Genomic DNA, 26109 nt, shown 5'->3' on the forward strand with positions numbered 1-26109 from the left:
GGAGGAGATGCTTATACAGAGCTTCCCTGCTGTACCTTAAAACAAGGGAGACGTCCTGATGTTTGCTATCTCACACCCGAATTATTAACAGAATTTGGGGAGTTTCCTACCTTACCCCAAAGTCCTCCCCTTCTCGCTGAAATTGCGTCTCCCAGTGATGCGGCGGAGGATTTATTTGCTAAAGCTAGTGAATATTTAGAGTCCGGTTGTCAGGAAGTGTGGTTAGTTTTTCCTGAAAATAAACGAGTTTTAATTATTACTGAAAATCAAACCTTAGCGTTTAAAGCTGGCGATATTGTCAATACACAAATTATTTTATTAGGCTTTAGCATTAGCCTTAATGAATTATTCAGTTAAATTTTGTAGTAAGCTTTTATATTTCGATGTATTTAAAGTAAGGTGGGTCAATCCCACCCTACAGAAAGTTAATTAATCATCGAAATGCTTAATAATTGCATCGGCAAATTCTGAACATTTCAACGGTTCAACAGGAGGTTCCATTAACCGGGCTAAATCATAAGTCACTTCTTGATTTGCGATCGCACCACTTAACCCTTTTTTAACTAAATCCGCCGCTTCTTGCCACCCCATATATTCTAACATCATCACCCCCGATAAAATTAAAGAACCAGGGTTAACTCGGTCTAAGCCTGCGTGTTTAGGTGCTGTGCCATGAGTCGCTTCAAAAATTGCACATTCATCGCCAATATTTGCCCCTGGCCCCATACCTAAACCGCCCACCATAGCAGCCGCCGCATCAGATAAATAATCCCCGTTTAAATTCATCGTAGCCAGGATAGAATATTCATCAGGACGGGTTTGAATTTGTTGGAAAATACTATCAGCAATGCGGTCATTAACCATAATTTTTTCCTTCCATTTGCCATTCCCGTGAGTTTCCCAAATCGAGTTAAGAACTCCTTCCACTTCTTGACGAATTTGAGCTTGTTTTTCCGGCGTTAAGGCATCATAACCCGGTTCAATTTGACGGGCATTATCTTCTAAAGACAGATCAGGATTTTTTTCTTTATTCCCTAAAATCCACGATTCTCGCTCTGTAATACATTCGTTGCGGAATTCCGTTGTTGCCAATTCATAGCCCCAATCTCGGAACGCCCCTTCAGTGTATTTCATAATATTACCCTTATGCACCAGCGTCACCATTTGTTTATTTTTAGGTAAACGCAGAGCATGACGAATCGCCCGACGAATTAACCGTTGAGATCCGGTTTTACTAATCGGTTTAATCCCAATTCCAGAATCGAGGCGAATTTGTTTTTTCCCATGTTCAGGTGTTGCTGGAATTAACTCAGAATTCAGCAGATTAATAATTTTATCTGCCATTTCGGTTCCCTGCTTCCATTCAATTCCTAAATAAATATCCTCGGTATTTTCCCGATAGATAATCACATCTAATTTTTCCGGGGATTTATGGGGAGAAGGAGTACCCGTGTAATATTTACAGGGACGCACACAAGCATACAAATCATGAATTTGTCGTAACGCCACATTCAGAGAGCGAATTCCACCTCCGATGGGCGTGGTTAACGGCCCTTTAATGGCTACTCCATATTCCCTGATGGCGGTGAGGGTATCTTCCGGTAAATATTGATAAGTGCCGTATAGTTCGCAGGCTTCGTCCCCAGCGTAGACTTTAAACCAACTAATTTGACGCTGACCATTGTAGGCTTTAGCCACCGCCGCATCGAGTACCTTTTCAGACGCGGGCCAAAGGTCAATTCCGGTGCCATCTCCCCGAATGAAGGGAATAATCGGGTTATCAGGAACGATGGGTTCGCCGTTTTTGAAGGTAACTTTCTCGCCTGTGGTCGGTGGAGTGATCTTTTCGTACATATTCTTGAGATGTAGATAACAATTCTCCTTATTTTGTCACGATTTTTTACATAAACTGCCTGGACTTCCTGAAAAATTTTAGTTTTTTGGGGTAAGATTAGGATTAATCAGTAATTTTTTTATAATTTGTATCAGGAAATACTGACATTTGAAACTTCATAGAAAATTTCATTGCAAAACCTGCATTTTGCATTATTTCTTAAAAAATTAACAAAAAAATACAACTGAATTTTAAAGAAAGTTAATGTTCTAACATGAAAAACTGTGTATGATGATCAGTAGCGAAAGTTCATGGAACTGAATTCTTTTTTTCACGAACTCAATGTAACTGTGAACGAGGGTTAACTTAGAGATCAAATATCAAACTCGTCCGAACTGAATATTCAGAAGTCAACGATCCCAAATTGGGAATAGCAACGGTTAAACTAGCAACCTGAAAACTAAAATGATACACATGATTTGAACATCACTAACTCAGTCATAATCGAGTTTGTAAGTTCAGTGATTCTTCAATTTTTCACCCTTCTTCATTTATGTCAATCCTAGAAAATTTCCCATAAACTTACTATCTACTGGAGACTAAAACGATGGAAACCACAAACACCGTTGATCACAATGTCTATCAAGATGTATCTTCTTCAACCTTAATTAATAATCGATTAGCTGAACAACAAGGTGCTTTTCCAACCAATAATGCAACTAAAAAATATTCAGATCACCCGAATTTATTAGAATTACCCCATTATGGATTAGAAGAATTAGGACTCAGAAACCTGGGTCATGTATATCGGAACTTACCCGTTCCAACATTAGTTGAACATTCAATTGCTCGTGCTGAAGGTATTCTTGCTTCTAATGGGGCACTATGTGTCAAAACTGGAAAATATACCGGACGTTCACCCCATGATAAATTCATCGTGGATGAACCCGAAAGCCGGGATGAAATTCACTGGAGCAAAATGAATGTTCCCATCCCTGAATTTAATTTTGATCGGCTATTTCGTCGGGTTCGGTCTTATGTTCAAGGACGGGATTTATATATCTTTGATGGTTATGTCGGTGCTGATCCTCACTATCAATATGGTGTGCGAGTCATCACAGAACGAGCCTCTCAAAGTTTATTTGCTCAACAATTGTTTATTCGTCCTACCATTGAACAACTCAAAACCCATCACGCCGATTTTACCGTAATTGCTGTTCCAGGGTTACACGCTGATCCTGAAGATGATGGTATTAATAGTGAAGCCTTTATTGTGCTGCATTTATCGAAAAAAATGGTAATTATTGGCGGATCAAAATATGCTGGAGAAATCAAAAAATCCGTCTTCTCCCTGATGAATTACTTCATGACCAAAGCCGATGTGCTACCCATGCACTGTGCCGCCAATATGGATGCAGACGGACACACCGCCTTATTCTTTGGTTTATCAGGAACCGGAAAAACCACCCTCTCGGCTGACCCCCAACGCTATTTAATTGGTGACGATGAACATGGTTGGTCAGATCATGGGGTGTTTAACTTTGAAGGCGGTTGTTATGCCAAAACCATTAAACTGCGTCGGGAACAGGAACCGCAAATTTGGGATGCTATTCGGTTTGGGTCTTTAATGGAAAACGTGGTTTTAGATCATGATACCCGTATTCCTGACTATGATGATGGCAGCTTAACGGAAAATACCCGCGTTGCCTATCCCGTCGAATATATTCCTAATGCCGTGATTCCGGGGATTGGTCGCCATCCCAAAACAATTATTTTCTTAACGGCAGATGCCTTTGGTGTGCTACCTCCCATTGCCAAACTCACGAAAGAACAGGCGATGTATCACTTCATGTCCGGTTATACCAGCAAAGTCGCCGGAACAGAACGGGGAATTAAAGACCCAGTAGCCACCTTTTCCGCCGGATTTGGCAAATGCTTCTTACCCTTAGCCGCATCAGTTTATGCCAAATTATTAGGGAAACGGTTAGAAGAACACCCTGAAACCAACGTCTATTTAGTCAATACCGGATGGTCAGGTGGCGGCTACGGAGTCGGACAACGGGTTCCCATCGCCTATACTCGCGCTATGGTATCAGCAGCAGTCAATGGAACCTTAGACAACGTTAACTTCTATCCCCATCCGATTTTCAAAGTGTTAGTTCCTGAAAGCATCCCAGGAATTCCTGGTGAAATTTTAGATCCAGTGCAAACTTGGAAGAATCCCAAAGCCTACGGAAAACAAGCGAAACAATTAGCCCAGTTATTTGTAGACAACTTCCAAAAATTTGAAGGCGTTCCTCAAGCGGTTCTGGAAGCTCAACCGAATCTTAACTAAGTTAAGCCCTAGTTAGAGCTTTAACTCTACACGCCTAAATGAATCTTTGATCCAATGTTACCCCCTGGCTGTACCAGTACAGGGGGTTTTTACTATAGCGTTACGCTATCATGCTTGCACTCTTATTGCATTCTTCTGTGAAACAACAATCCCCCGTCGAGCGCGCCAGCTTAACGGAGGAGTGTCAATCAGACTGATTCAGACTTTATTCAGACTCTCTCAGAAGACGAGGGAACGAAATTTATCAAGAACTGGAAGATGTATCCGTCCTGTGTCACCGCCGCGATGGAAGACACCGAGCCACACCAGCTATTCCTGTCGCAAAGACTAAGCCGATAATTGTTCCGGGTTCGGGAACATCTTTAGGTGGTTTGACAGTTCCGAGAGAACCACCTTTAAGGAATACCCCTGAATCATAAATCCCATCACCCAGATCTTTAATTTTGATGCTTAAAGTGTTTGTGGAATTCTGGTTGAGCAAACCTTCAAAAGTCAGATTTTTCGTGTAGCCATCCAGTTTTGTTACCGTACCTGGGCCAGCAGGATTGTTGATATAGTCTGGGTGAAACGGCCCACTAGGGTGACTAACAAGGTTGTTGATAGTAACAGTTTGACCGTTACTTAATTTAGCTAGGTTGACACCGTTAAGCAATAATTCAAAAGAATCATTGAAACTGCTTCCCCCATACTCGACAAACTCTTCTGAACCGAAGACATACTCGAAATATACCTTGTCTACGGTGCTGTCAGCCTCAAAGCTGATATCTAATTTAGCCAAGTCATAACTACCAGGAGTATCACCGGGCTGCCAAAAACCTGTGCTTAAATCAGGGTTATATAGGCTGCTGCTGTTGACTCCGGGTAAGTCTACTACTCTCCCAGTGCTCATCACAATCCCAGAGTTTAACCCAAATGGATCATTTTGGAACAAGCCAAAAGCATTGGCATTGCCGGTGATACTGGTGGAAAAATTACTTAAACCATTGGTGTTTCCTAAAAGGGCATTCAGCAAAGCAGAAGTATTATTATTTTGAGTGACGGTAAAAGCTGATGCGGGTGCTTCAATCATACCGAGAGCGGCAATAGCAGTAATAACGGTAGAAATTTTTTGGAATCGTTTCATTTTTTCCCTCTGGTTAACCTAAATCAGATTTATCAGTCAAATCGATCAAGCACCAACATCAACTAAATCAGTGATGTTAGCCCAGTAATTTTTAGATAAACTGATGATAATTTTCTGGAACTTATTAACAGTTTCTGGTCTTGTTGTCTCTTAATGTTAACAAAGCATTTTCTTGACTGTCAATAGCTCTTCAGCTACTTTACGAAAACTTTAAATAGATGATCGAAATAGAGGAGTAAATTTGGTTTTTATTCAGAGTTTCCCAATCGGAAGCCTTGCCTAATCTAAGTCCAGGGCTGACTTAAAAATACGAGCTTTGTGTTGACCCTCTCCATGAGTAATGTTTAAGCAGTACCCGGTTAATTTTTGGTCATCAACAATGGTATTTTCAGGGTTAGGAAGTTTCCTGTTAAATCTTGTTGTCAGTCGAAACTTAATGTAAACCGAGTTAAATTCAACGTGCCATAGGAATAAACAATGAATTTAAAAACAAAAAAGATTCATTTGAAATGTACCCATTGTGCTCAGATTACCGCTTATCAAAAAGCATCCATTGTCTGTCCTCAATGTGGGGGTACGATTCTTCAAGCCGAGTATGATCTTGAACAGTTGGTTCATTCCCATTGGAAAGACCAACTTTCCACCCGTTACCCCAGTTTGTGGCGCTATCACGAACTTTTACCTTTATTTGATTTGAACCATATTGTCACCCTGGGGGAAGGTTGGACACCCTTAATTCATGCTCAACACTTCGGAAAGCTGATTGGTTTAGATCATCTTTATATTAAGGATGAACGTCAAAATCCCACAGGTTCCTTTAAAGATCGACAAGCTTCCGTGACCATTTCCGTGATGAAGGAACAGGGAATTAAAGAAATGGTTTTAGCTTCAACGGGGAATGTAGCTATTTCCTATTCAGCTTATGCAGCGAGGGCGGGAATTAAACTTTGGGCGTTTCTGACGGGTTTAACCCCCGATGAAAAAATTAGAGAAATTCGATTATATGGTGCAGAAACTGTCAAAGTCCCTGGAACCTATGATCAAACCAAACAAGTGGCTGCGGAATTTGCTCAAAATCAGGGGATTTTTTTAGATAGTGGCTTGAAAAGCTTTACCAGTGGGGAAAGCATGAAAACAATGGCTCTGGAGTTAGGAGAACAACTTCAAGGGAAAGCACCAGACTGGTTTATTCAGGGGGTGAGTGGGGCGATGGGGCCCATTGGAGTCGTTAAAGGCTTTGAGGAAATGATGGTAGTGGGAATGGTCGATAAAGTGCCGCGTTTGGGAATGATTCAATCCTCTGGATGTAACCCGATGATACAAGCTTTTGAAAAAGGTGAACGGGAAGCTATTCCGGTTACAGACCCAAAAACTGCGATCGCCACCTTGGCTACGGGAAATCCAGGTTTTGCCTATAGTTGGCTCTATGATTTAATGCAGAAATATGGAGGAGCGATGGAACAGGCGACGGATGCTGAAGCGTATACTGTGACTCGACTGTTAGCTCAAACGGAAGGAATTTCTGTGGAACCTGCGACGGCTGTTGCTTTTGCTGGGTTAATCAAACTTGTCCGACGCGGCATTATCCAACCCCAGGAACAAGTGGTGATTAATTGTTCCGGTCATACCTATCCCGTCGAAGAACAGATTTTAACCGAGGAATTTGCACCAGAAGCGTTAACCTGGTTTAAGTTGTAATCAAATCTTGTTGAGATTCTGATTCTAAGGGGAAAAACTTAGGATCTTGATCTGCAATTAAAGCCGTCGCTGCCATTGCTGTATGTACGGTGCATAATGTTCGCAAGGGATCCATAATCGGGTCAATGGCAATAAATAAAACTAAGGCGGCTTCCAACGGTAATCCTAACGGTTTAAGAACTACGTTCAGGGTCGTTAGGGTTACCATTCCCGTCGCCCCTGAACTGGCCATTCCAGCAAAAATCGAACCGACAATGATAATGGCTAACCCCGATACACCAATCGAAATTTGATACAGTTGGGCAACAAAGACACTCGCCAAGGTGAAATAAACCACTTGACCAAAACGACCGACTGTCACCCCCAAAGGAACAACTAAGTTTGTAGTTTGTAGAGAAAATTTTAAACCCTGACTCATGGTAGAAATCATTGAGGGTAAACACGCTAAAGCATTTGTGGTTGCTAAAGCTAAAATTGTGGGTTCTTGAGCCATGGAGAAGACATAACTTAATTGACATCGAGACCGCAGCCCAATCAAAACGGTACTCATTCCATAAATTAATAAATAGGTAAAAACAGCCACCACAATAAAATTAACCATGGCAAATACAACGTTTAATCCGGTGTGAGCAATTTGTGCCGAAAGTAAACTATATAATCCAAATGGCAGCAGCAAGGTTAACCAACTAATCCATTTATTAAAGGTGCGATAAATAATTTCTAAACCATCTAAAAAAGCCTGAGATGCCGAGGTGCTATCTTGAATCATTCCCAAAGAAATTCCAAAAATAATAGAGAAAAATAAAACCTTTAATGTATCTCCTTTACTTAGGGCATCAAAAATATTATCGGGAATCATACTAATTACAAAACTTCCTAATCCGGGTTGATTTTTTAAAGGAGGTAAAGGTTGATTTAAGGCGACTTCTAAATCAATTCCTGATTTATTAACTAATATCCCCAGGTTTTGTAAAGTTGTTGCACTTAACCCAGTTCCCGGTTTTGTGATTCCAGCCACTAATATCGCAATTACGGCAATGAATACCATTAACACCGGAAAAATAATAATAATGCGTTTGATGGATTTTGTCGCATTATTAGACGCCATAAGTCGCCCAATACTCATGGTAATTGCTGAAATTAAAATCGGCAAAACACACATTTTCAGCAAACTTAAATACATCTGACCAATGGGTTCAAGTTGAAAAGCCAGTGATGGTTTTAACAATCCTGTAGCAATAGAAAAAATGATGCTAATTAAGAGGAGCCAAGGATTCTTTAAAATATTAATAATCTTAGAACTCAAACTCTTTTTTTTTGATGGCTTCATAGGTAGACTCTCCTGTGTCCCATTATTAATTCCTCGAATTTAGGGTACCTGTTTAAAAATATCTGGATATTTATTAATTAACTGTTCAACAGTATAGTTTAAGTTATTCAAATCCAGATAAGTATTAACAAACGCTAGGAAATGGTTATAATCCCAGGGAATGACCATTGCCAGTGCATCCTTGGTATCCGTGAGAGCGACGGTTTGAATATCTAAAGCGGAATCAGGTTGAGCGAGTACGATTTTTTTCACTTCTAATTCATCTCGATAAGCGGCTAAGACTTCCCCTTTTTTCACCGATTCTACAACGTCATCCCAAGTTTCAAATTCAACGATTTGAGCTTGAGGAAATCGAGTTTTGGCAAAAAATAACGCATATTGAGTTCCCTGAATCACTCCCAATTTTCCATCTAAATTTTGAATAACCTCTTCAGGGCGTTTATTTTGAGCTTTCTTCGCTAATTCTAAACGATTGACCAACAATCCTTGACGCATACTGACATAAGGAGAAGAAAACAGCACTTTTTTAGCCCTTGCCATACTAATACTTAATTTCGAGATCCCAATATCAGCTTTGTGGTGATGAACTAAATCTACAACCTCATTAAAAACTTTTGCCGACCGATCAAATTTAATTTGAACCCCTAATTCTCTGGCAATGGATTGACCTAAATCAATATCTAATCCGGTTAATTCACCTTGGGGATTCTCGCTAAAAAAAGGCGGATTATCCGTTCCTAAAACCGCCACAACCAGTACCCCTCGATCTAAAATTCCTTGAATATCAGGAGGAAGATTAGAAGCAGAATTTAGGTTGGTTTTTGATAAATTTGATACAGGAAAAAATGAGGTTAAAAGAGAGGGATTATTTAGAGATTTTAAGGTTTCTTGACCTACAACCCCATCTGCCAATAATCCCATACTAATTTGGAAATTATAGACAGCTAATTCAGTTTTTTGATCGTAAATTCCATCAATTGGCCCTGTAAAATAACCGTTTTGCTTGAGTTGCTTTTGCAATTGTTGAACCGCAGTTCCGTAGCTTCCTAAACTGAGTTCTGGAGTGGATTCAGGGGGTTTTGCAGCCGGATTGTTGAAGGATGAAGAGGAGACAGTTACTAACGTTGTTGTTTCCCGGATTTTGGCTGGAGCTTGATGAGTTTGAGAGAATGAAGTTAGGGATGGAAACAAAATCCCAATTCCTACCACTATGATGAAGAAAACATTAAGAATTTTCCCCTTAAATATTTTATGGAATCGAGCTTTCAATGACAATCACCCTCCTGGTATCGATATAGCATCCCTGAAACATCTCATTGTTAGTATAGAAGGATACCTATGAAGAAGTTTCCCTAGGTTGAATCTGATGCCTCTAAACTATATCTTAACTTCTAAGGCTACCCGACTTGATCAGTATCGATTCATTAAACTTATTTTAGGGTAACAGACATTCATGAATTAGGTACTATACTTTACAGAACCCCATCAACTCCTGCATCTACATTGAAACTCTTCCGTGAGAACACCTTAACTTGCTCCATTATCCTAGTCCAGCTAACATACTAGGAATAAAATCCTTTTAATTTAATTCACCCTATCCTATCGCCAGATGACCATGAAAGGAATTCACAAAAATCAGGGAATCGAAACTAGCATCAGTTTAACAACTCTGCTTACAGTTTTTATTCTTTTAATGATCAGTTTTACTACCGCAATTGTTTATTTTTCCTGGTACTTTACCTCTAAAAAAAATATCGATCAAATTGTCACTCAAATCAATGAAGAAATTGCCCTATCAACATCCAAAGAATTCGCGGATTTATTTCAAGATGTATCTTATACACAAGATTTAATTGAGAGTACAATTACTCAGAATTTAATTGACATTAATGAGCCACAACAACGGGATAAATTTTTTCTCAGTGTTTTGCAATCTAATCCGAATTTTACTTTTGTTCAGTTTGCCTACCCTAATGGTAATTATGTTGGTGCTCAACGTTTATCTGTAGGAAATGATCGTTCTAAACTAGATCCCCAAGAAGTGTTAAAACTTCATTTTCGTCAATGGTATCCCGATGAAAAATTAGCCGTAAAAACTACGGATAGTTATCAATTAGTAGGAAACGCTCTGCAATTTATAGGAACAACTCAAATTGAAGAACCGAATTGGTACGCTCCTCATCGCCCTTGGTATCAAGATGCTCTGAAAACACTGGGTAAAGCGGCTTGGACAGTTTATGTTTATCGTTCCACCAATACACCGGGGATTGATTCTAATGTCACCCTTTATCAAGGAGATGAATTGTTAGGAATTATTGGTGTCGGTTTTGAACTGAAACAAATTTCTCAACGTTTAAAGCAACAACAAAAAGGACATCGGAATATTGATGTTTTTGTCATTAACTCTAAAGGAGAAATGATTGCTTCTACTGATCCCAATGAACATAATCCCATTCAAATTAAAGGTCAAGATCAACCTCAACTTAAGCTATTAAAATATTCTAAAAATCCTGCTTTTCAGCTAGCCGTCGAAACCTTAGCAGAACGGGGAATTGACTTAAAAATGATTAGGTATCCTCTACAGTTGGGCTATAAAGATCCCCAAACCCAGAAATTTTATTATATATCATTGACTCCGATGAATAAATTAGATTGGTTGGTAGGAACCGTTATCCCTGAAGATAAATATATGGATCAAATTAAAAGAAACAATAAAGTTTTACTTGTATTTATCACTACATTAATTATCGGAACAACCAGTTTAGGAATTGTTGTGAGTGAGCGATTTTTTGTGAAACCAATTAAACACATCAAGAAAGTAACTTATCGGGTTCAAAACGGTGATTTAGAAGTAGAAAAACTGGAGATTAAAACCTGCCAAGAATTAGAACTTTTAGCCCATGCCATTAATAAGATGATTGTGGGATTACGAGAACGAGAGCGAGAGCGGGATATTTTTGGCCGTGTGGTTTCACCAGAAGTCCGAGAAAAATTATTACAAGGTCAATTACAATTAGGAGGAGAATTGTGTTGGGTATCCGTTTTATTTAGCGACATTCGCAATTTTTCTACCCTATCGGAAGAAATGAAACCGCAAGAAGTTGTCGCATTTCTCAATGAATATTTAACGGAAATGACTGATGCTATTCGCCCTTGGGGAGGATATGTTAATAATTTTATTGGGGATGCAATTGTGGTGATTTTCGGTGCCCCCTTATCCCCAGCCGAAACAGAATGGCGGTCAGTGGCGGCGGCATTAACCATGCGTGAACGTTTGGGAGAATTAAATCAACGGCGTATTCAACGGGGGGAAGCACCCATTCATGCCGGAATTGGGATTAGTAGCGGCGAAGTAGTTGCTGGACAAATTGGCTCCCTAGAACGGTTATTATATACGGTCATTGGCGATGCGGTGAATGTGGCAGCACGTTTGGAAACCTTAACTAAAGAATATCCTGAATATAGCATTTTAATTAATGAATTAACGGCTGCTGCTATAGAAAATCATCAGGATATTCTCTTGAAAAGTTTAGGGGAAGTTAAAGTTAAAGGTCGCCAAAAGTTAGTAGAAGTTTATGCAGTTTTAGATTGGAAAAAAATAGAAGTTCCTCCCACCCTTCCTACAGAAACAAATGAATTAACTCCCTTGGAATAATTTCACCGATTCTTAATCACTCAGGGATTAAATCAGAAACATAACAACCACATATAACATTGCTACAAACAGTTGTACCAGCATCACCGGAATCCCATACCGGAGAAAAGTTTTAAAAGACATACTGCGTCCATGTTGTTCTGAAATTCCAGCAGCAACAATATTAGAAGAAGCCCCGACTAATGTGCCATTTCCTCCTAAAGTTGCTCCATACATCATTGCATAAAATAGCGGTAATACTTCCGGTGGAAACTGTCCGCTAAAGGCAGGATCAAGCACTTCCACGCCTACAAATCCTACATTAACTAAATATTGCTTTAACAAAGGAACCATCGCTACAACTAAAGGAATATTCGGTACAACACTCGAAATCAGCCCCACTGTAAATAACATTAAAATTGAACCTAGAGCAATATTTTTTCCTAAGATAATCGCCAGAAGTCCTGATAAACTATTAATCACTCCTGTTTTTTCTAATCCTCCAATTAACACAAAAATTGACATGAAGAAAATTAAGGTACTCCAGTCTAAATCTCGCAAAATATTATTAACCGTATCAATTTTACTGTGATGGGCTAACATTAAGGCTAAAGCCGCCCCTAATAACGCCACCGCCGCCGGAGAAATGGGAACGGGTAGGGTTTCTCCAATTACAAAAAAAGTGAGTACAAACACGATAATTAATCCTCCCATCGCCAAGGTTCGAGGGTGATTAATTTGAGGATGGGGTAAATCTTCTAAATGTTCAAATTTAGTATTCCACGTTTTACGAAATAAAATGGGTAATAAAATCACCACGCTGACAACCGCTAATGCTCCTCCAATACTCAAGCGTTGTAGATAATCAACAAAGCTAATATTAATTGAATCTCCGACAATAAATGTGGCTGGATCTCCGACTAAGGTTAATAATCCGGCACTATTAGCAATGAAAACCATTAAAATTAATAAGGGGACAAAATCAATGCCTAAATCTTGAGCAATGGGAGGAATTAAAGGTGCTAATAACATCACCGTTGTGGCGTTAGGTAATACGGCACAAATGGGAGTGGTTAATGCTACTATTCCTAACAGTAATCGTTTGCCTTCTCCCTTGGCTAACCAAATCATTTTAACCGCTAAATAATCAAAAACTTTAGTCGGTTCAAAGGCACGAACTAAGACCATCACCCCAAAAAATAAAGCTAAAGTTGCATAACTACGACTAATATAAGTTACAGCTTCAGTTAAGGTCATGACATGGAAAAAAATTAGGATGAGAGCCCCTAAAAATGCTGCAATGGTTAGGTGCAACCACTCTGCCATGATCAGAATAATAACCGTGATAAAAGTAATTCCAGCAATTAAAGAATCCATTGTGTCTAGTGATAACATAGGTTGACGCTAAATCAAGGTTTAACAGTAGATTAATTTAGTTTTAAAAAAGATGTCTCCTTTGTTCTTGAATAGATTTAATGAGTTTGTTTTTCAGATGTAGACACGGGACTCAATTTCGCTTGAAATTGAATCAGATTTGATAAGGTTTGGGTTTCAAGTTGACCCGTCAACGTTTTTTCTTGAAAGCTTCCTTTCAGGGTCAATTCATTCGCCGTTGAGAAAGAATCAGGTGTACAGAAGAACCAGGGGTTTAAACTCCCTGATAAGATCATTTGCTGATTTTCTAAGCGACCTTGTAAATTGATTGGATCTAGATGAGGTTCAGTCTTTTTTAAGGCTAACTTGGCAAAAATATACACTCCTGATTGTTCGATTTTTAAAACTAAATTTTGTTTTTTTAAGCATTCAGGAGGATTTTCTAACTTCATTGCATAATCACCCCCAATACTATGCGGTGCTTTCAATTGACTTTCCCCATAGGCGGTCACCCCCTTAAATAAAAGAACGACGGAACCAATCATAGTTCCATAAAAGATGAATGACTTTAAGTTAAAATGATGGTGCATAGTGGGTTCAGAATTTTAAGGTTTTATCATTGATTAATCGGTTGCTGTAATAAGGAGGCAATGTGGGATGCAACTTGAGAATAACTGCGAGTAATTAGTAAAGATGAATGACAATCTTGAGCTAATTGATCGGTATAGCGTCCCAAGGTTTGCCGTTCAATTCCCCAAGTCCGACTGGTGCCCGCAATGGTTAAATCTACAGTTGTTGAAGCCTCAATGACGGCTTGAATCGGATCAGTGTCTTCGACTCGAATCAGTTGTACACGGGCTTGAATGGGGGGAGGTAAGGCATCAATTACATTCCGTAATTCATAACTGAATTCTTCGTCTGGTTCCTGAAGGGTTACTAAAATTTTTAACTGACGATTGGGATCATTAAATAGCATTCTGAGAGCTAACGTTAATCCTAAATCATCATGAATATTAGAAGCATACGCAACTAATAAAGACTGAATTTGATGTTGTTCTTTACTCACAAATACTGCTACATCCGTCGGGGAAGTATTCAAAATTTGACCGACTCTTCCTCCTAAACGATTATCACTAAAGGCAGGACGATGCCAACCGACTAAAATTAAATTAGCTTGATCTGCCAGGGCAATTTCTCCAGTTTCTTTCGCCACATCGTAGGCAATTCGGATAATGGGATGCACCCCTTTTCTGACTTCAGGAGGTTCTAAACTTTGAATTAATTCTTCTAAACGTTGTTGTTGTTGCTTCATTAAGTAATTCGCTTCATCGGGGGTACTTTGAAATAAATAATCTTCTTCCAGTTCAATTAAACTTAAAGGATGAACAACTGCCGGGGGTTTTCCAGCAATTGCTAAGGCTAAATTCAGTAATTCTTTGTGGGTGTTAGGATTGGCAACAGGAACTAAAACCCGATAGGATGGAGTGACAGGTTGAGGGCTAATTGCTTCGGGTTCAGGTTGAACGACATCAAGTTTAATTAATTCTTTGGGATAAGTTTTTTCTAATAAGGGAGAGGTCATAAAGGTCGTCACTAATGCCATAATCACTAACATGGTAAATAGCAACGGTGAAATCACCCCAAAACTTAAGCCAATATTTAAAACAATTAGTTCGGTTAATCCTCTTGTATTCATTAACCAACCTAATGCGGAAGCTTCCCGTTTTTCAATTCCACTTACTCGCGCGGCAACATAAGTTCCGACATATTTACCAATAATTGCCACCGCGATGACTAACCCGCATAATAACCATAATTCAGGACGATTCAGTAAGCCAATTTGTGTGCGTAATCCACTATAAGCAAAGAAAATCGGAAGTAAGAAAATTAAAACAAAATCCTCGGTTTTCTCGGCTAATTCTCTCACTAAACCGGGTTCTTTTGGCAGGACTGCACCGACTAAAAAGGCTCCAAAAATTAAGTGAATTCCAATTAATTCGGTAATTAAAGCCGAAGCGACAACTCCCATATAAATCCATGCTAAAACCCATTGGGTTAGTCGTCCTCGCCGTTGATAATGAATGGCGAGTTTTTGTAAGATCCAGCGTCCAGCCGTTACCATTAAAATAATATAAAATAGCGATGCAATAATGGTGGGAAATGCTCCCGATATACTGTTAGTTCGAGTGACTGCGATCGCTAAGGCTAATAAACACCAGGCGGTGACATCATCAACGGCGGCACAAGTTAACGCTAAAGTTCCTAAACGGGTTCCTTGTAAATTATTTTCTGTAATAATTCTAGCTAAAACGGGAAAAGCAGTAATGGATAATGCTGAACCTAAAAATAAAGAAAACGCCGTAAAAGAAACACTATCATTAGAAACAATTGGATAAAAATACAAAGCTGAGATCATCCCCAAAGATAAGGGAACAATAATACTCACATGGGAAATTAAAATAGCGGTTTCCAGTTGTCCACTTAAATATTTGGGGTTGAGTTCTAATCCAATTAAGAACATGAAGAAAATTAACCCAATTTCCGATAAAACATTTAAGTAGGATAGGGTTTCAGCCGGGAATAAAGCCGTCATTATATCAGGGGCAATTAAGCCTAATAAAGATGGCCCTAACATAATTCCGGCAATAATTTCTCCAATCACTAACGGTTGTTTAATTTGACGACAGACTAACCCCATTAATCGGGATAATCCAATCACCACTAAGACTTGTAGGAGAACTAAAATCGCAGGGTGCATAGTCAGCCTCAACTGTAAAGGACAGTAAAATTAATGGGGGTTAACAAACCTTAATCCCTGCGTACCTTTTATTGAAAAACAGCGAATTAATATTTTGATTCTCCTCAAATCAACAAATAACAAAATTTAGCGATCTGTATGACTTTAGGAAATCAAAAGTGTCTGACCCAAGGGTTCAATACCCATTATTGAATAACAGAGTCTTGTTGTTTTGGAATCCTGGTGAGAACGATCAGAAACATTCTGTCGATCAACAGTCTTCTCTCACAGCCGACGGGGTTAGCTGACGGGCTAGGACTGAGAGATGTCCTTCTCGACAATGGAAAACAATCGGAGATAAGCCCCTAAAAGTGGTTCCCCCGTTCCTACTTCATTAAAAAAGAGTGGATTAGGCTGACTGAACTCTAGTTAGTAGGTGAGTATAGCATATATCCTGATCAAATCAAAAGCGCCTTAAATGAATGTTCATTCAAGGCGCTTAATGGTTTGATGAATTGGATTAAGATAAAATTCGTTCAACGGTGGCGCGATAGAAATTATTATCTAATCCATCACCGGAATTAAACAAGTTTGGATCAAGAAGTTGTTGCATGGCAGAAATGCGATCGCGAGTAGCAGGATGAGTGCTAATAATAGTTGGAGGAGAACCACTTTTTAACAGTTTAGCCATAAAATCAATCGCTCCTCGTGGGGAATAACCCGCCCGAATTAAAGTTTCTAAACCCATGCGATCTGCTTCATATTCTGCTTCCCGACTTTTGGGGCGGTTTAAAGCAAGTTCTACCCCAATTTGAACTAATTTATTTCGATCTACTCCCACTGCACTCGCTACCCCCGCAGCAACGGCGGCTTGACGCATTTGTTTAATTGCATGACGTCCGGCGATATGGCCGATTTCATGGGAGATAACACTGGCTAATTCGGCTTCATTACTAGCGGCGGCAATTAACCCTGTATGCACATAAACAAACCCCCCCATGGTGGCAAACGCATTAATATTGCGATCATCAATCACTTGAAATGTATAAGGAATATTGGGGCGATCGCTGGCTTGAACTAAACGTTGACCAATTTGATTAATATAATTTTGAGCTTCGGGGTTACGAAATAATCGAACTTGTTTAGAAAGCAATTCTTCATTGATTTGTTCTCCCAGTGCAACTTCTTGACGGGCAGATAAATTTGATAATTGAATAATTTGAACTCCCCTAAAAATTAATTCCGGTAAAGGAATTGCCCAAGTTGCGATTGTTGAACTTAATAAAATACTCAGGGTAACGGTTATTGAAATAATAAGATAAACCCATCGATGACGGAAAGATTGAGTCATTGTAAAGCGTTTTAACATAATGAGTGCGTGTGAGAATTCACAAGTTAGAGGTAGAACATCAAAACGGAAGTGGACTTAAATTGATAGACGTAGATTATAGAAACCGGGTTTCTAATATGGAATTTGATCACCTAAACCCCCTGTAGAGAGGTTGCATGCAACCTCTCTACAGGGGACGGATGCGTAGCAAACATTCAAGGAGGGAATATAACTTTTATCGGTAAGTTTCCATCAAGTTTTATGGAGAAACCCGGTTTCTGGAAACCCTAAACTGACCACGTTGCTAAATACGCATCATTGCCTCCTAATGGATTAGGATTAATTGCATTAGTGGTTGTTGTAACAGAAGGTTGTGTTAGTGTTCCCAAAATCACCGCTTGACCATTCGCAACGGTAAAACCATTTACAGTTCCTTTCGCGCCATCACTATCCCCAGTTTGGGTTAAGGGAGTCCAGAATTTTCGGACGGTATAATCAGCAGATAATCCTAACACCGCCATTTCTCCCAAGGTATAAGCACCAACGGGTTGACCATTAATGGTTTTAGAAGCACGATTTTGCAATTGAAATGCAGAAGAACCTCCTATATATACATTACCAAATTCATCGGCGGTGATGGAATTGGGGGTAAAACTATTTGCTCCTGTGCTGGTTCGGGTGACAATAAATTGACCTTGATCTATTGTTCCCGTATTGGGATTAATCTTGCTATGGAAGGTGAAAGATCCGGCTCCCGCACCGGAAAAATTATTAAAAGAATCTACATTAACCAAGGTCGTTAAAGTTTGAGTAATATTTTGACCATTACGTTGAAAAACGTTATTTCCGCCGTCGGTTCTTCCAAGGAAATAAAGCCCTCCATCTTTACCAATGGTAATTCGTTCGCCCCTGGTATCTGCACCTAAATTTTGTCCAGTGACTTCAGACACACTAAAATCCCAGGTTTTCCATAATAAATTCAGGGAAGAATCAAACCCTCGTAAAAAGGGAGTTTGTAAAATGCTGGTGACTTGATTATATCCGGTAACAAAAACTTGTTTTGTCGTGGGATCAAGAGCAATATCCGCCGGATTAACATTAGTTCCGGTTAATATTGTACTTGTTAATAATGTTCCCGTTGGACTCCATAAGGTTACGGTATCGGTACTATTATTTAAGGTGGCTACAGTCCCATCATTGGCGATCGCAACTCGATTAAAATTACCGGGTTGTTGCCATAAAACTGTATTGGCGGTGGGGTTATAAACTTTAATACCAAAATCTCCAACGGCGACAATTTCTCCACTGTCTCGATCCACATCTAAATCATTAACAAGACCGCCTAATGATGTATTCGATAAAGGTGCTGTATTGCCATTTTGTAACCGTTGAATTTCTCCTAACCCGTTAAAATTAGCCGCAACAATAATCGTATTATCAACGGGTGAAATTTCTACCGATGCTGCACTATCAGTTCCGGTTGTTCCTAAATAAGTTGCGCTATTTAACTGAAGATTATCACTGGGATCATTATCAACAATTTGCAAAATAGCAGTGTTTTGGATTCCTAATGTGGCTGTTCCTGCGGTCAAGGTTAAGGCTAAATTAACGGTTTCCGTGGGTTCAAAAACACTATCATCAATGATCGGAATTGTAACAGTTTTCGGCGTAGTATCTCCATCAGCAAAATTAACAGTAATTACACTATTATTATAGTCATCTGGTGCAGTTGCTGTGCCATTATTGAGATTAACTGTAACTCCCACATCTCCAACACTATTACCCGTCCGAGTAACACTCACATTAGCTTGAGTTGTCCCATCTTCATTAACACTAAAGTTAGCCGCACTAAAGGTTACAACACTCAGAGGTGCTGGAGTGGGTTCTGGTGTAGGTGTTGGGCTCGGAGTCGGTGTGGGAGATGGAGTGGGTTCTGGTGTGGGTGTGGGTTCTGGTGTGGGAGATGGAGTGGGTTCTGGTGTGGGTGTGGGTGTGGGAGATGGGGTCGGTTCTGGTGTGGGTGTTGGTGTGGGAGATGGGTCAGGTGTTGGGTCGGGTGTGGGAGATGGAGTCGGTTCTGGAACTGGAGATGGTGTAGGTTCTGGTGTTGGAAAAGGAGTGGGTTCTGGTGTTGGGGATGGAGTCGGTTCAGAACCTTCAAAAATAAAATCATCAGAATTAAGAGTATTGCTATTTACATTTTTGAGAATTGCTAAATATTCCTGAGAATTTTTATCTTGAATAATCGTATCATTGATATATTCTCCTGTTCCTTGATCAATCTTCAAATCACTAAAGGTTAAATCTTCTAGTAATCCAACTAAATCTTTATTTAATGTAAAATCTTCAATAATATCAGCATCAGTCAGAGCAAATCCTCCCATCATTTTACCAATATAAAATTTATCATTTCCCTCACCACCTGTTAGGGTATCTGCACCTAAATCTCCATAAATAATATCATCACCAAAATCACCTAATAATTGATCATTTCCATCTCCACCCGCCACTAAATCATTCTCTTTTCCCCCATAAATAGTATCGTTATCCTGATTTCCAAATAATGTATCTGTACCGCGATCGCCCAATACCAAATCATCACCAAAATCGCCGAAAATTAAATCAGAATCTTGACCTCCCGCTAAAGTATCTTGATCTTGACCTCCATAAAGGCTATCATTTCCTTGATTTCCAAAAATTTGATCCGCTTGTTGATTTCCGCCTAAAATATCATTGTTTTCTAACCCATAAATGGTATCATTACCACCCAAAGCAAAAATATTATCTGCAAATTCTGTACCCATGATTAAATCAGCATTAGGAGTGGGTAAAGAACTGATTTCAACACTAGAAATCGGATTAGAATTTCTTCCCATCGGAAAATTAAATTCTAATGGAAGAAACAAGGTTTGAGGATAGGGAATCATTGCTTGAGACGAACTAAAGAATATATTTCCTGAATCAAAAGCATCAAGACTCATGATAAAATTCTCCTCTCAAAAACTCAGAATGTCTATCCCTTTTCTTCGAGATACACGACAAAAATCAGGAAAATATTCGATCAAGCTTGATTAATAATGACAATAAATAAAAGTAGCTTACATTTTAAAATTGAGAGAGATCATCTCAATTTTAAAGATAGGTTATAGCGTCAATAAGTTCCGTTAATAAAATTATTATACCATGAATCAATAAAAATAAAATGTAAGTTAATATACATCAAATTTTCCTATAACCGTATTAATAACAATACTGAGTTATAAATTGCATCGTCTATTCCTCAAAAATACTGACACTTGACACCTGACACCTAACAATTGACTACTCAGACTTGAAACTTAACACCTAATAACTGACTACTGATGACTGATTACTGATAAAATATATAAACTAAGTAAAAGTTAGTTGTAAAACAATGATTAAACTTGATAGCAATCAACCGAGTTTAGGAGAACCCAGTTGGCAAACTCAGTTGGATCGGTTTGTGGAAACTCACCGTCAGGAATTAGCTGCTTTAGCTTGGGGTTTACGTTTACAATGGGGTGAACAACCGGATACCCTAGGAATTGATGTTAAACCGACTCCCCATTTTGTTGCTTGTCCAAAATCTGCCATTGAACAACTCAATCAAAGTGTTCAAAACCGTTTACAAGAAATATTAGGAATTGTAGATGGATATCAACCGGAAAAAGAAGTTGTGATTATTGGAATTGGGTTTGATCACGTTAAATTAATTTACTTTGAATCTAATCCTACTCCCCCTGACTGTTTTGCTGAACTTGGAAAAGATGTTGATTCCTTATTAAAACAGTTAGAAGATTCTATGAATCAGATGATTAAATTGTAAGATTTAATCGGGTTTTTGGTGTTTTTATCGAAAATAAAAATATGCTTTATTCTCTAGTTCCCTGGTAGAATCAGGGAACACAATAACGGAGGTTTTACCTCCCTGTAACAGCAGGCGGAACCTGCAAGATAGTATTGCTAGGTTCTACCTAGCAACCAGGGAGGAGAGATTAATCTTTAAGCTTGAACGGTGGAAAACTGCTGGGCAAGAATTCGTTCTATCACCTCTTCAACCACTTTATCAGGAGTTGATGCACCGGAAGTAATTCCCACTAAAACTTCACCATTGGGAAACCAATTCTCTTGAATTTCTAAAGACTTTCCTAACGGTTTATGTTCAATCCGGTTATCGGGTAAAATCCGTTCAGCACAATCAATATGATAGGAGGGAATGTTTTTTTCAATCGCCATTTCCTGTAAATGGGTGGTATTAGAAGAATTAAATCCACCGATGACCACCATTAAATCCAAAGGTTCATCTAATATCCCAATCATCGCATCTTGACGTTCTTGGGTAGCATCACAAATGGTATTGAAGCTTTGGAAATGTTGATTTAATTGATCCGGGCCATACTTTTTCATCATGGTATGTTCAAACAGTTTTCCGATTTGTTCGGTTTCTGTTTTTAACATTGTGGTTTGATTCGCAATCCCAATTTGAATTAAATCTTGATCCGGATCAAAACCTTGGGAATAGGCATTCTTAAATTTAACTAAAAATTCTTCACGATTGCCTCCATTGAGAATATAATTAGAAACATATTCTGCTTCTTTATAATTCAAAACAATTAAATATTTATCGGCAAAGGAACTGGTAGCAACCGTTTCTTCATGGTTATATTTCCCATGAATAATTGAGGTATAATCTCTTTTTTTATGTTTTTCAACCGTATTCCAAACTTTAGAAACCCAAGGACAAGTGGTATCAACAATTTTACAGCCTTTTTCATTCAAGATTTGCATTTCTTGAACACTCGCCCCAAAGGCAGGTAAAATCACTACATCCCCGGAATTAACAACGGAAAAATCCTTAATGCCATTTTCAACCGGAATAAACTCAACATTCATATTCTTTAAATGTTGATTCACCGAAGGATTATGGATAATTTCATTGGTAATCCAAATATTTTCTGTCGGGAAATGTTGGCGAGTTTCATAAGCCATTGCCACCGCTCGTTCTACCCCCCAACAAAATCCAAAAGATTGAGCCATTTTAATAGTGACATGACCTCGTTTCATCATATAGTTATTGGCTCGGAGTTCTTGAATCAAAGAACTTTGATAGGCAGATTGCATGACATTTGCCACTTCTTCTTGATGACCGAAGCCTTTACGGTGATAACTTTCTGACTGTTGTAATGAACGTCTAAATGCTTTTGTATCCATTTGTTTTTAATCTTTAACTCAGGTGTGTTAATCATTGTTGATCTTAAACCACCAGGGGGTCAGAAAACATCCCTAGTTCACGTTCCAATTTCCTGAATATTCCCTTTCAATTGTCTCTAATTCCGTATCCGAGAGGGGTTCTACCACCCATTCTCCGCCAAAACACTCTTGAGCCGCCATCATCAAAGCATCGATAACCGTTGGAATTAACGCCTTTGGTGATGCAATCGAGGTTAAAATCGGTGCTGGCATTTCCACACCAAACACCTGACGAAACAATTCTGCATCGGGGGTTAAGCGAATTGACCCATGTTGTAAAATGACTCCATTCCCCCTGAGTTGGGCACTTCCGATTAATTTTGTCCCATCGGATAAAATTAAATCGGCGGCGGTGGCGGTGGCAAAACAGTTGGGGTTGTGGATGTATCCCCGTCCGGTCGTCCCATAATGCAATTCAAGACCGAGCGATCGCCAAGCTTCAATTAAAAATTGGCATAATGTTTGATAGGCAATTCTGGGATTTTCAGGTAATTGGGAGGTAATCACGGCATAAGTTAAATCTCCTTGATGTAAAACCGCCCGACCTCCGGTGGGACGTCGGACTAATTCTAAAGATTGGTTTTGCCAAATTAACTGTTGCCAATGTTCCGGCCAATGTTTTTGATGATAACCTAAAGAAAGGGTTGGAGATTCCCACAGATAAAATCGCAAGGTAGAAGGATGTTTCCCTTGTTGATGTTGTTGAAACAACCAATGGTCAATCGCCATTTGTAGGTGTCCCGATGCGTTCAAAACGGGAATAAAACGCCAAAGTTTAGACTTTGAATTCAGCTTGTAAGTTGTCATCATTATTATCAGCAACCGTCGCCACAATGGTAATAATTCGGGAAATTTCGCTGGGGGAAATATCGGCTAAAGTTCGAGTAGATAAAACCACAACTTGATCATTAACAATGGCAAAATGAGATTCTATGGTTGATAACCAGTTCATTTCTAATAATTTTCGCATTAACTGGTTTTCATTTTTAACCGGAAATTTTAACACAGTTGCCCAAACCGTTAACGTATCTTCATCGGTTTCTCCGGTGAGTTGGACAAAAACTTCCACACTTCCATATTCAAACTGCCAAATCTTCCCCGCTTCGGAGGTTCTCACCATCACCTTTTGGTCTTCCGCTAACCCAGCCAGAATCGCTTCAATTTCTTCTGAAGGTTTGACGGTTGCCATTGCATCTTCAATCAGTTCATCGCTGGTTTCAGTTGTTAAGGGTGCTTGTTCTGTACTTGTCATAATAGTATTACTCGCGTTTAGTTGCATTGTATCGTATTGCTGGAGTCTCTAGGGACGGGATGACCCCGCCCTATTCTTCACGGATCAATCAATTCCTTAATAAGGTTTATGAGCAATCCAATATTTACTAGCAAAATGGGTTTGCAGGTTAATCGTTTGGAATCCTGCCTTTTCTAATCGTTCCCCTAAATCATCGGTAATATAATGATGATAATAAGGTTCATGAAATGTTTTAGAAAAGTTTTCCAACATCGGTTTTAAATCAGGGTGATCCTGAAGTTGAATCGAATCACAAATAATAAAAATTCCTCCGGGTTTCGTGACTCGAAAACATTCATCAATGACCCTCTGACGAACAGACGCTGGTAATTCATGGAATAAAAAAACGGAGGTTACGCCCTGAAAGAAATTATCAGGAAAAGGTAAATCTTCCGCATTAGCTTGAATCAACTGGGGTAATTCTTGGGGAAGTTCCGATAAAATTTGGTTGGCTTTCCGTAAATAAGTCGGAGATAAATCCACACCAAATAAGGAAGCTTTGGGTAACATTGCCCGAATATTTCTCAAGGTTCGACCTGTGCCACAGGCAACATCTAACAGGCGAATTTGTTTTTCAGGAATAGTATTAAATCCTTTTAATAATCCTGTTTTTAAAGGAGCAAGAACCCGACGACGCATCAAGTCTGCTGCCCCACTAAACAAAATTTCAACCTGCAAATCATATAAATTTGCGGACATTTCACTGAGATATCCATCGGTTTGATGATGGAAATTCTGGATATAATAACTGGGATATCCTTCTGTATCAATCTCAGAAGAAAAATCTTGATAGCGTTTTTGATTAATTCGTTGCCGACGTTGGGGTAAATCAAGTAATAGCATCGGATAATAACGCCAGAAATCATCCCAGGAATTATCAAATAAGATTGAAACAGGATAAACTCCTTGTTCGGCATCTTCCCAGTCCGTTTCAATAATTTGATTTAACAAACTTTGAACTTTTAATAGAATTGCAGGACTTAGGGGTTCGGTTTTGGCTTCAGTCGCAATCGGATTAATCCAATTCAGCAATTGATTAGCTAAAGTTTGGTGAGTTAAACTAAAGTAGCTTTTTCCCTGCTGAAAGGCTTGATAGGTTAGTTTAGTTAGTGCATCTGTCATAGGTCAAGATTCCAAGATTCATTGAAATTATAAAAATTTCAGTGAGATTTGCAATCAACCCTTAAAGTGCACCCTACTAGAATCGAATCCGGTAAGATGTCTCAAACCCTGATTCTACGGTGATTTAACTTCACTCAATCATTAACCCGTAAACAGAGTGAGTGAATCATGAGTGACAGCTTTAATGTGTCAGGTAGAGAGTATTCAGGGTATGACAAGATAACGCAAAAGTTTTTAGTAATATATTGAGTGAAGAGTGAGTGCTTTAATCAATATTGTAGCTCAATAGTAGAGTAGATGACTTGTAATTAGTTGGTTGGAAGGAAAGCTGGTGACAAGATTTGAACTTGATACTATAGCTACAACCCCTATAAATACGTTGTTTAGGATTACTCAAACTTTACCCCTATATAAAGGATGAGTAATCAATGAGTAACGGAACATATAACCAGTTTTCTGATTTAATAGCGTTCTATGATCGTAAACGTAAGGAATGTCCAAAAGGGGTAACTCTTAAACTACATGATAATAGATTACTATTCCTTCAGTTCGTAGACCCTACAACGGGAAAACGTACCTCTAGGAGTTGTAGTGTCCAGTTCACGGAAAAGGGTGTACTAGAGGCAATTGACAAAGCTTACAAGGTGTCTGAGGCGTTAAAACGTTACAGTACCTCCTCTGAATTCTGGGAGTGGTATAACGCTGAAATCATCGGGAAAAATACGATCAAGAACGATCTATTAACTTATCGTGAGATATTCAAAAAAGTAGAAGACAATTATTTTTGTGGCAAGAATCGTAACACAGGAAGGCAGCGAGAGAGAGATGTTAACAAACTAGGGGGAGTGTCTGACTGGTCAAGTTTTAATGCACAATATGGTTCTTACTTTAAGCTATTTCCTAACTGGGATAATTACCCGACTTGGGAAGAAATCAAAAGCGTTTGGGATACTAAAGAACCTGGTAGTAAAACTTATTTAACTTTTAAAACCGTAGCTCTAGCTATTGCAGAATTAACACCTAATAACAC

19 protein-coding genes, 1 pseudogene and 1 riboswitch are annotated in these 26109 nt (G+C 39.0%); of the genes and pseudogenes, 6 read left to right on the forward strand and 14 right to left on the reverse strand.

What is annotated here, in order from left to right:
* On the forward strand, window positions 1-357 hold a 357-nt coding region (locus ACKPEB_RS04220), incomplete at its 5' end, for a Uma2 family endonuclease (RefSeq protein ID WP_408963571.1).
* A gap of 72 nt (window positions 358-429) precedes the next feature.
* Here the strand turns inward: ACKPEB_RS04220 and ACKPEB_RS04225 are convergent.
* Window positions 430-1854, reverse strand: a complete 1425-nt coding sequence (locus tag ACKPEB_RS04225; RefSeq protein ID WP_408963572.1) for an NADP-dependent isocitrate dehydrogenase — start codon at window positions 1852-1854, stop codon at window positions 430-432.
* Window positions 1855-2441: 587 nt separating this feature from the next.
* On the opposite strand from ACKPEB_RS04225, the gene pckA reads away from it, so the two are divergent.
* Window positions 2442-4169: a phosphoenolpyruvate carboxykinase (ATP) gene (pckA, locus tag ACKPEB_RS04230; protein ID WP_408963573.1), complete on the forward strand. Its 1728-nt coding sequence runs from the start codon at window positions 2442-2444 to the stop codon at window positions 4167-4169.
* Window positions 4170-4443: 274 nt separating this feature from the next.
* On the opposite strand, the gene ACKPEB_RS04235 is transcribed toward pckA, so the two are convergent.
* Together ACKPEB_RS04235 and ACKPEB_RS04240 are read right to left on the reverse strand one after the other, a co-directional pair.
* Window positions 4444-5292, reverse strand: coding sequence for a choice-of-anchor L domain-containing protein (locus ACKPEB_RS04235; protein WP_408963574.1), 849 nt, complete (start codon window positions 5290-5292; stop codon window positions 4444-4446).
* Between the two features lie 279 nt (window positions 5293-5571).
* Window positions 5572-5775: a DUF6883 domain-containing protein gene (locus ACKPEB_RS04240; RefSeq protein ID WP_408963589.1), complete on the reverse strand. Its 204-nt coding sequence runs from the start codon at window positions 5773-5775 to the stop codon at window positions 5572-5574.
* Between ACKPEB_RS04240 and ACKPEB_RS04245 the strand changes: the two genes are divergently transcribed.
* The gene (locus tag ACKPEB_RS04245) at window positions 5770-6990 is read left to right on the forward strand and encodes a pyridoxal-phosphate dependent enzyme (protein WP_408963575.1); all 1221 of its coding nucleotides are present in this window, start codon (window positions 5770-5772) and stop codon (window positions 6988-6990) included. The genes ACKPEB_RS04240 and ACKPEB_RS04245 overlap by 6 nt on opposite strands.
* On the opposite strand, the gene ACKPEB_RS04250 is transcribed toward ACKPEB_RS04245, so the two are convergent.
* Together ACKPEB_RS04250 and ACKPEB_RS04255 are read right to left on the reverse strand one after the other, a co-directional pair.
* Window positions 6980-8320 (reverse strand): dicarboxylate/amino acid:cation symporter, encoded by a 1341-nt coding sequence (locus ACKPEB_RS04250; RefSeq protein WP_408963576.1) that lies wholly within the window; start codon window positions 8318-8320, stop codon window positions 6980-6982. The two genes, ACKPEB_RS04245 and ACKPEB_RS04250, sit on opposite strands and share 11 nt — an antisense overlap.
* Before the next feature lie 39 nt (window positions 8321-8359).
* Window positions 8360-9511: a transporter substrate-binding domain-containing protein gene (locus ACKPEB_RS04255; protein WP_408963577.1), complete on the reverse strand. Its 1152-nt coding sequence runs from the start codon at window positions 9509-9511 to the stop codon at window positions 8360-8362.
* A 502-nt stretch (window positions 9512-10013) separates the two neighbouring features.
* Here ACKPEB_RS04255 and ACKPEB_RS04260 point away from each other — a divergent pair.
* Entirely contained in the window at window positions 10014-11975 is a 1962-nt protein-coding gene (locus tag ACKPEB_RS04260) for an adenylate/guanylate cyclase domain-containing protein (RefSeq protein WP_408963578.1), read from the forward strand.
* Window positions 11976-12002: 27 nt separating this feature from the next.
* Here the strand turns inward: ACKPEB_RS04260 and ACKPEB_RS04265 are convergent, their stop codons facing one another.
* The 5 genes from ACKPEB_RS04265 to ACKPEB_RS04285 all read right to left on the reverse strand — a co-directional run bounded on the left by ACKPEB_RS04265 (window position 12003) and on the right by ACKPEB_RS04285 (window position 20376).
* The gene (locus ACKPEB_RS04265; protein ID WP_408963579.1) at window positions 12003-13349 is read right to left on the reverse strand and encodes an ArsB/NhaD family transporter; all 1347 of its coding nucleotides are present in this window, start codon (window positions 13347-13349) and stop codon (window positions 12003-12005) included.
* Window positions 13350-13426: 77 nt separating this feature from the next.
* A complete protein-coding gene (locus tag ACKPEB_RS04270) occupies window positions 13427-13873 on the reverse strand; it encodes a hypothetical protein (RefSeq protein ID WP_408963580.1) in 447 nt (148 codons plus the stop codon).
* A 71-nt stretch (window positions 13874-13944) separates the two neighbouring features.
* Window positions 13945-16086 (reverse strand): cation:proton antiporter, encoded by a 2142-nt coding sequence (locus tag ACKPEB_RS04275; RefSeq protein ID WP_408963581.1) that lies wholly within the window; start codon window positions 16084-16086, stop codon window positions 13945-13947.
* A 254-nt stretch (window positions 16087-16340) separates the two neighbouring features.
* Window positions 16341-16491: riboswitch (cyclic di-AMP (ydaO/yuaA leader) on the reverse strand.
* A gap of 94 nt (window positions 16492-16585) precedes the next feature.
* On the reverse strand, window positions 16586-17416 hold the full coding sequence (locus ACKPEB_RS04280) for a M48 family metallopeptidase (RefSeq protein WP_408967513.1): 831 nt from the start codon (window positions 17414-17416) through the stop codon (window positions 16586-16588).
* A 266-nt stretch (window positions 17417-17682) separates the two neighbouring features.
* Window positions 17683-20376 carry a Calx-beta domain-containing protein gene (locus ACKPEB_RS04285; RefSeq protein ID WP_408963583.1) on the reverse strand — a complete coding sequence of 898 codons (2694 nt, stop codon included), beginning with the start codon at window positions 20374-20376 and terminating at the stop codon, window positions 17683-17685.
* A gap of 434 nt (window positions 20377-20810) precedes the next feature.
* Between ACKPEB_RS04285 and ACKPEB_RS04290 the strand changes: the two genes are divergently transcribed.
* On the forward strand, window positions 20811-21242 hold the full coding sequence (locus tag ACKPEB_RS04290; protein ID WP_408963584.1) for a hypothetical protein: 432 nt from the start codon (window positions 20811-20813) through the stop codon (window positions 21240-21242).
* A 176-nt stretch (window positions 21243-21418) separates the two neighbouring features.
* Here the strand turns inward: ACKPEB_RS04290 and ACKPEB_RS04295 are convergent, their stop codons facing one another.
* From ACKPEB_RS04295 to ACKPEB_RS04310, 4 genes are all read right to left on the reverse strand, one after another.
* Window positions 21419-22627 carry a 4-hydroxy-3-methylbut-2-enyl diphosphate reductase gene (locus ACKPEB_RS04295; RefSeq protein WP_408963585.1) on the reverse strand — a complete coding sequence of 403 codons (1209 nt, stop codon included), beginning with the start codon at window positions 22625-22627 and terminating at the stop codon, window positions 21419-21421.
* 72 nt (window positions 22628-22699) lie between these two features.
* Window positions 22700-23476 (reverse strand): biotin/lipoate A/B protein ligase family protein, encoded by a 777-nt coding sequence (locus ACKPEB_RS04300; protein WP_408963586.1) that lies wholly within the window; start codon window positions 23474-23476, stop codon window positions 22700-22702.
* Window positions 23442-23918 carry a YbjN domain-containing protein gene (locus tag ACKPEB_RS04305; protein ID WP_408963587.1) on the reverse strand — a complete coding sequence of 159 codons (477 nt, stop codon included), beginning with the start codon at window positions 23916-23918 and terminating at the stop codon, window positions 23442-23444. The genes ACKPEB_RS04300 and ACKPEB_RS04305 overlap by 35 nt, the downstream gene beginning before the upstream one ends.
* Window positions 23919-24014: 96 nt before the next feature.
* A complete protein-coding gene (locus ACKPEB_RS04310) occupies window positions 24015-25079 on the reverse strand; it encodes a class I SAM-dependent methyltransferase (RefSeq protein WP_408963588.1) in 1065 nt (354 codons plus the stop codon).
* A gap of 428 nt (window positions 25080-25507) precedes the next feature.
* Here ACKPEB_RS04310 and ACKPEB_RS04315 point away from each other — a divergent pair.
* Window positions 25508-26109: pseudogene (locus tag ACKPEB_RS04315) on the forward strand (recombinase); the annotation flags it as partial.

The sequence above is a fragment of the Planktothrix sp. genome (genome assembly GCF_046067725.1).
In the GTDB taxonomy this organism is placed as follows: Bacteria; Cyanobacteriota; Cyanobacteriia; order Cyanobacteriales; family Microcoleaceae; genus Planktothrix.

What these genes read in the sequence shown, in the direction of transcription:
- ACKPEB_RS04290 (WP_408963584.1), top strand. Translation starts at nt 20,811, where the DNA reads ATGATTAAACTTGATAGCAATCAACCGAGTTTAGGAGAACCCAGTTGG.
- pckA (WP_408963573.1), top strand. Translation starts at nt 2,442, where the DNA reads ATGGAAACCACAAACACCGTTGATCACAATGTCTATCAAGATGTATCT.
- ACKPEB_RS04245 (WP_408963575.1), top strand. Translation starts at nt 5,770, where the DNA reads ATGAATTTAAAAACAAAAAAGATTCATTTGAAATGTACCCATTGTGCT.
- ACKPEB_RS04235 (WP_408963574.1), bottom strand. Translation starts at nt 5,292, where the DNA reads ATGAAACGATTCCAAAAAATTTCTACCGTTATTACTGCTATTGCCGCT.
- ACKPEB_RS04225 (WP_408963572.1), bottom strand. Translation starts at nt 1,854, where the DNA reads ATGTACGAAAAGATCACTCCACCGACCACAGGCGAGAAAGTTACCTTC.
- ACKPEB_RS04275 (WP_408963581.1), bottom strand. Translation starts at nt 16,086, where the DNA reads ATGCACCCTGCGATTTTAGTTCTCCTACAAGTCTTAGTGGTGATTGGA.
- ACKPEB_RS04310 (WP_408963588.1), bottom strand. Translation starts at nt 25,079, where the DNA reads ATGACAGATGCACTAACTAAACTAACCTATCAAGCCTTTCAGCAGGGA.
- ACKPEB_RS04295 (WP_408963585.1), bottom strand. Translation starts at nt 22,627, where the DNA reads ATGGATACAAAAGCATTTAGACGTTCATTACAACAGTCAGAAAGTTAT.
- ACKPEB_RS04305 (WP_408963587.1), bottom strand. Translation starts at nt 23,918, where the DNA reads ATGACAAGTACAGAACAAGCACCCTTAACAACTGAAACCAGCGATGAA.
- ACKPEB_RS04265 (WP_408963579.1), bottom strand. Translation starts at nt 13,349, where the DNA reads ATGTTATCACTAGACACAATGGATTCTTTAATTGCTGGAATTACTTTT.
- ACKPEB_RS04285 (WP_408963583.1), bottom strand. Translation starts at nt 20,376, where the DNA reads ATGAGTCTTGATGCTTTTGATTCAGGAAATATATTCTTTAGTTCGTCT.
- ACKPEB_RS04260 (WP_408963578.1), top strand. Translation starts at nt 10,014, where the DNA reads ATGATCAGTTTTACTACCGCAATTGTTTATTTTTCCTGGTACTTTACC.
- ACKPEB_RS04280 (WP_408967513.1), bottom strand. Translation starts at nt 17,416, where the DNA reads ATGACTCAATCTTTCCGTCATCGATGGGTTTATCTTATTATTTCAATA.
- ACKPEB_RS04300 (WP_408963586.1), bottom strand. Translation starts at nt 23,476, where the DNA reads ATGATGACAACTTACAAGCTGAATTCAAAGTCTAAACTTTGGCGTTTT.
- ACKPEB_RS04270 (WP_408963580.1), bottom strand. Translation starts at nt 13,873, where the DNA reads ATGATTGGTTCCGTCGTTCTTTTATTTAAGGGGGTGACCGCCTATGGG.
- ACKPEB_RS04250 (WP_408963576.1), bottom strand. Translation starts at nt 8,320, where the DNA reads ATGAAGCCATCAAAAAAAAAGAGTTTGAGTTCTAAGATTATTAATATT.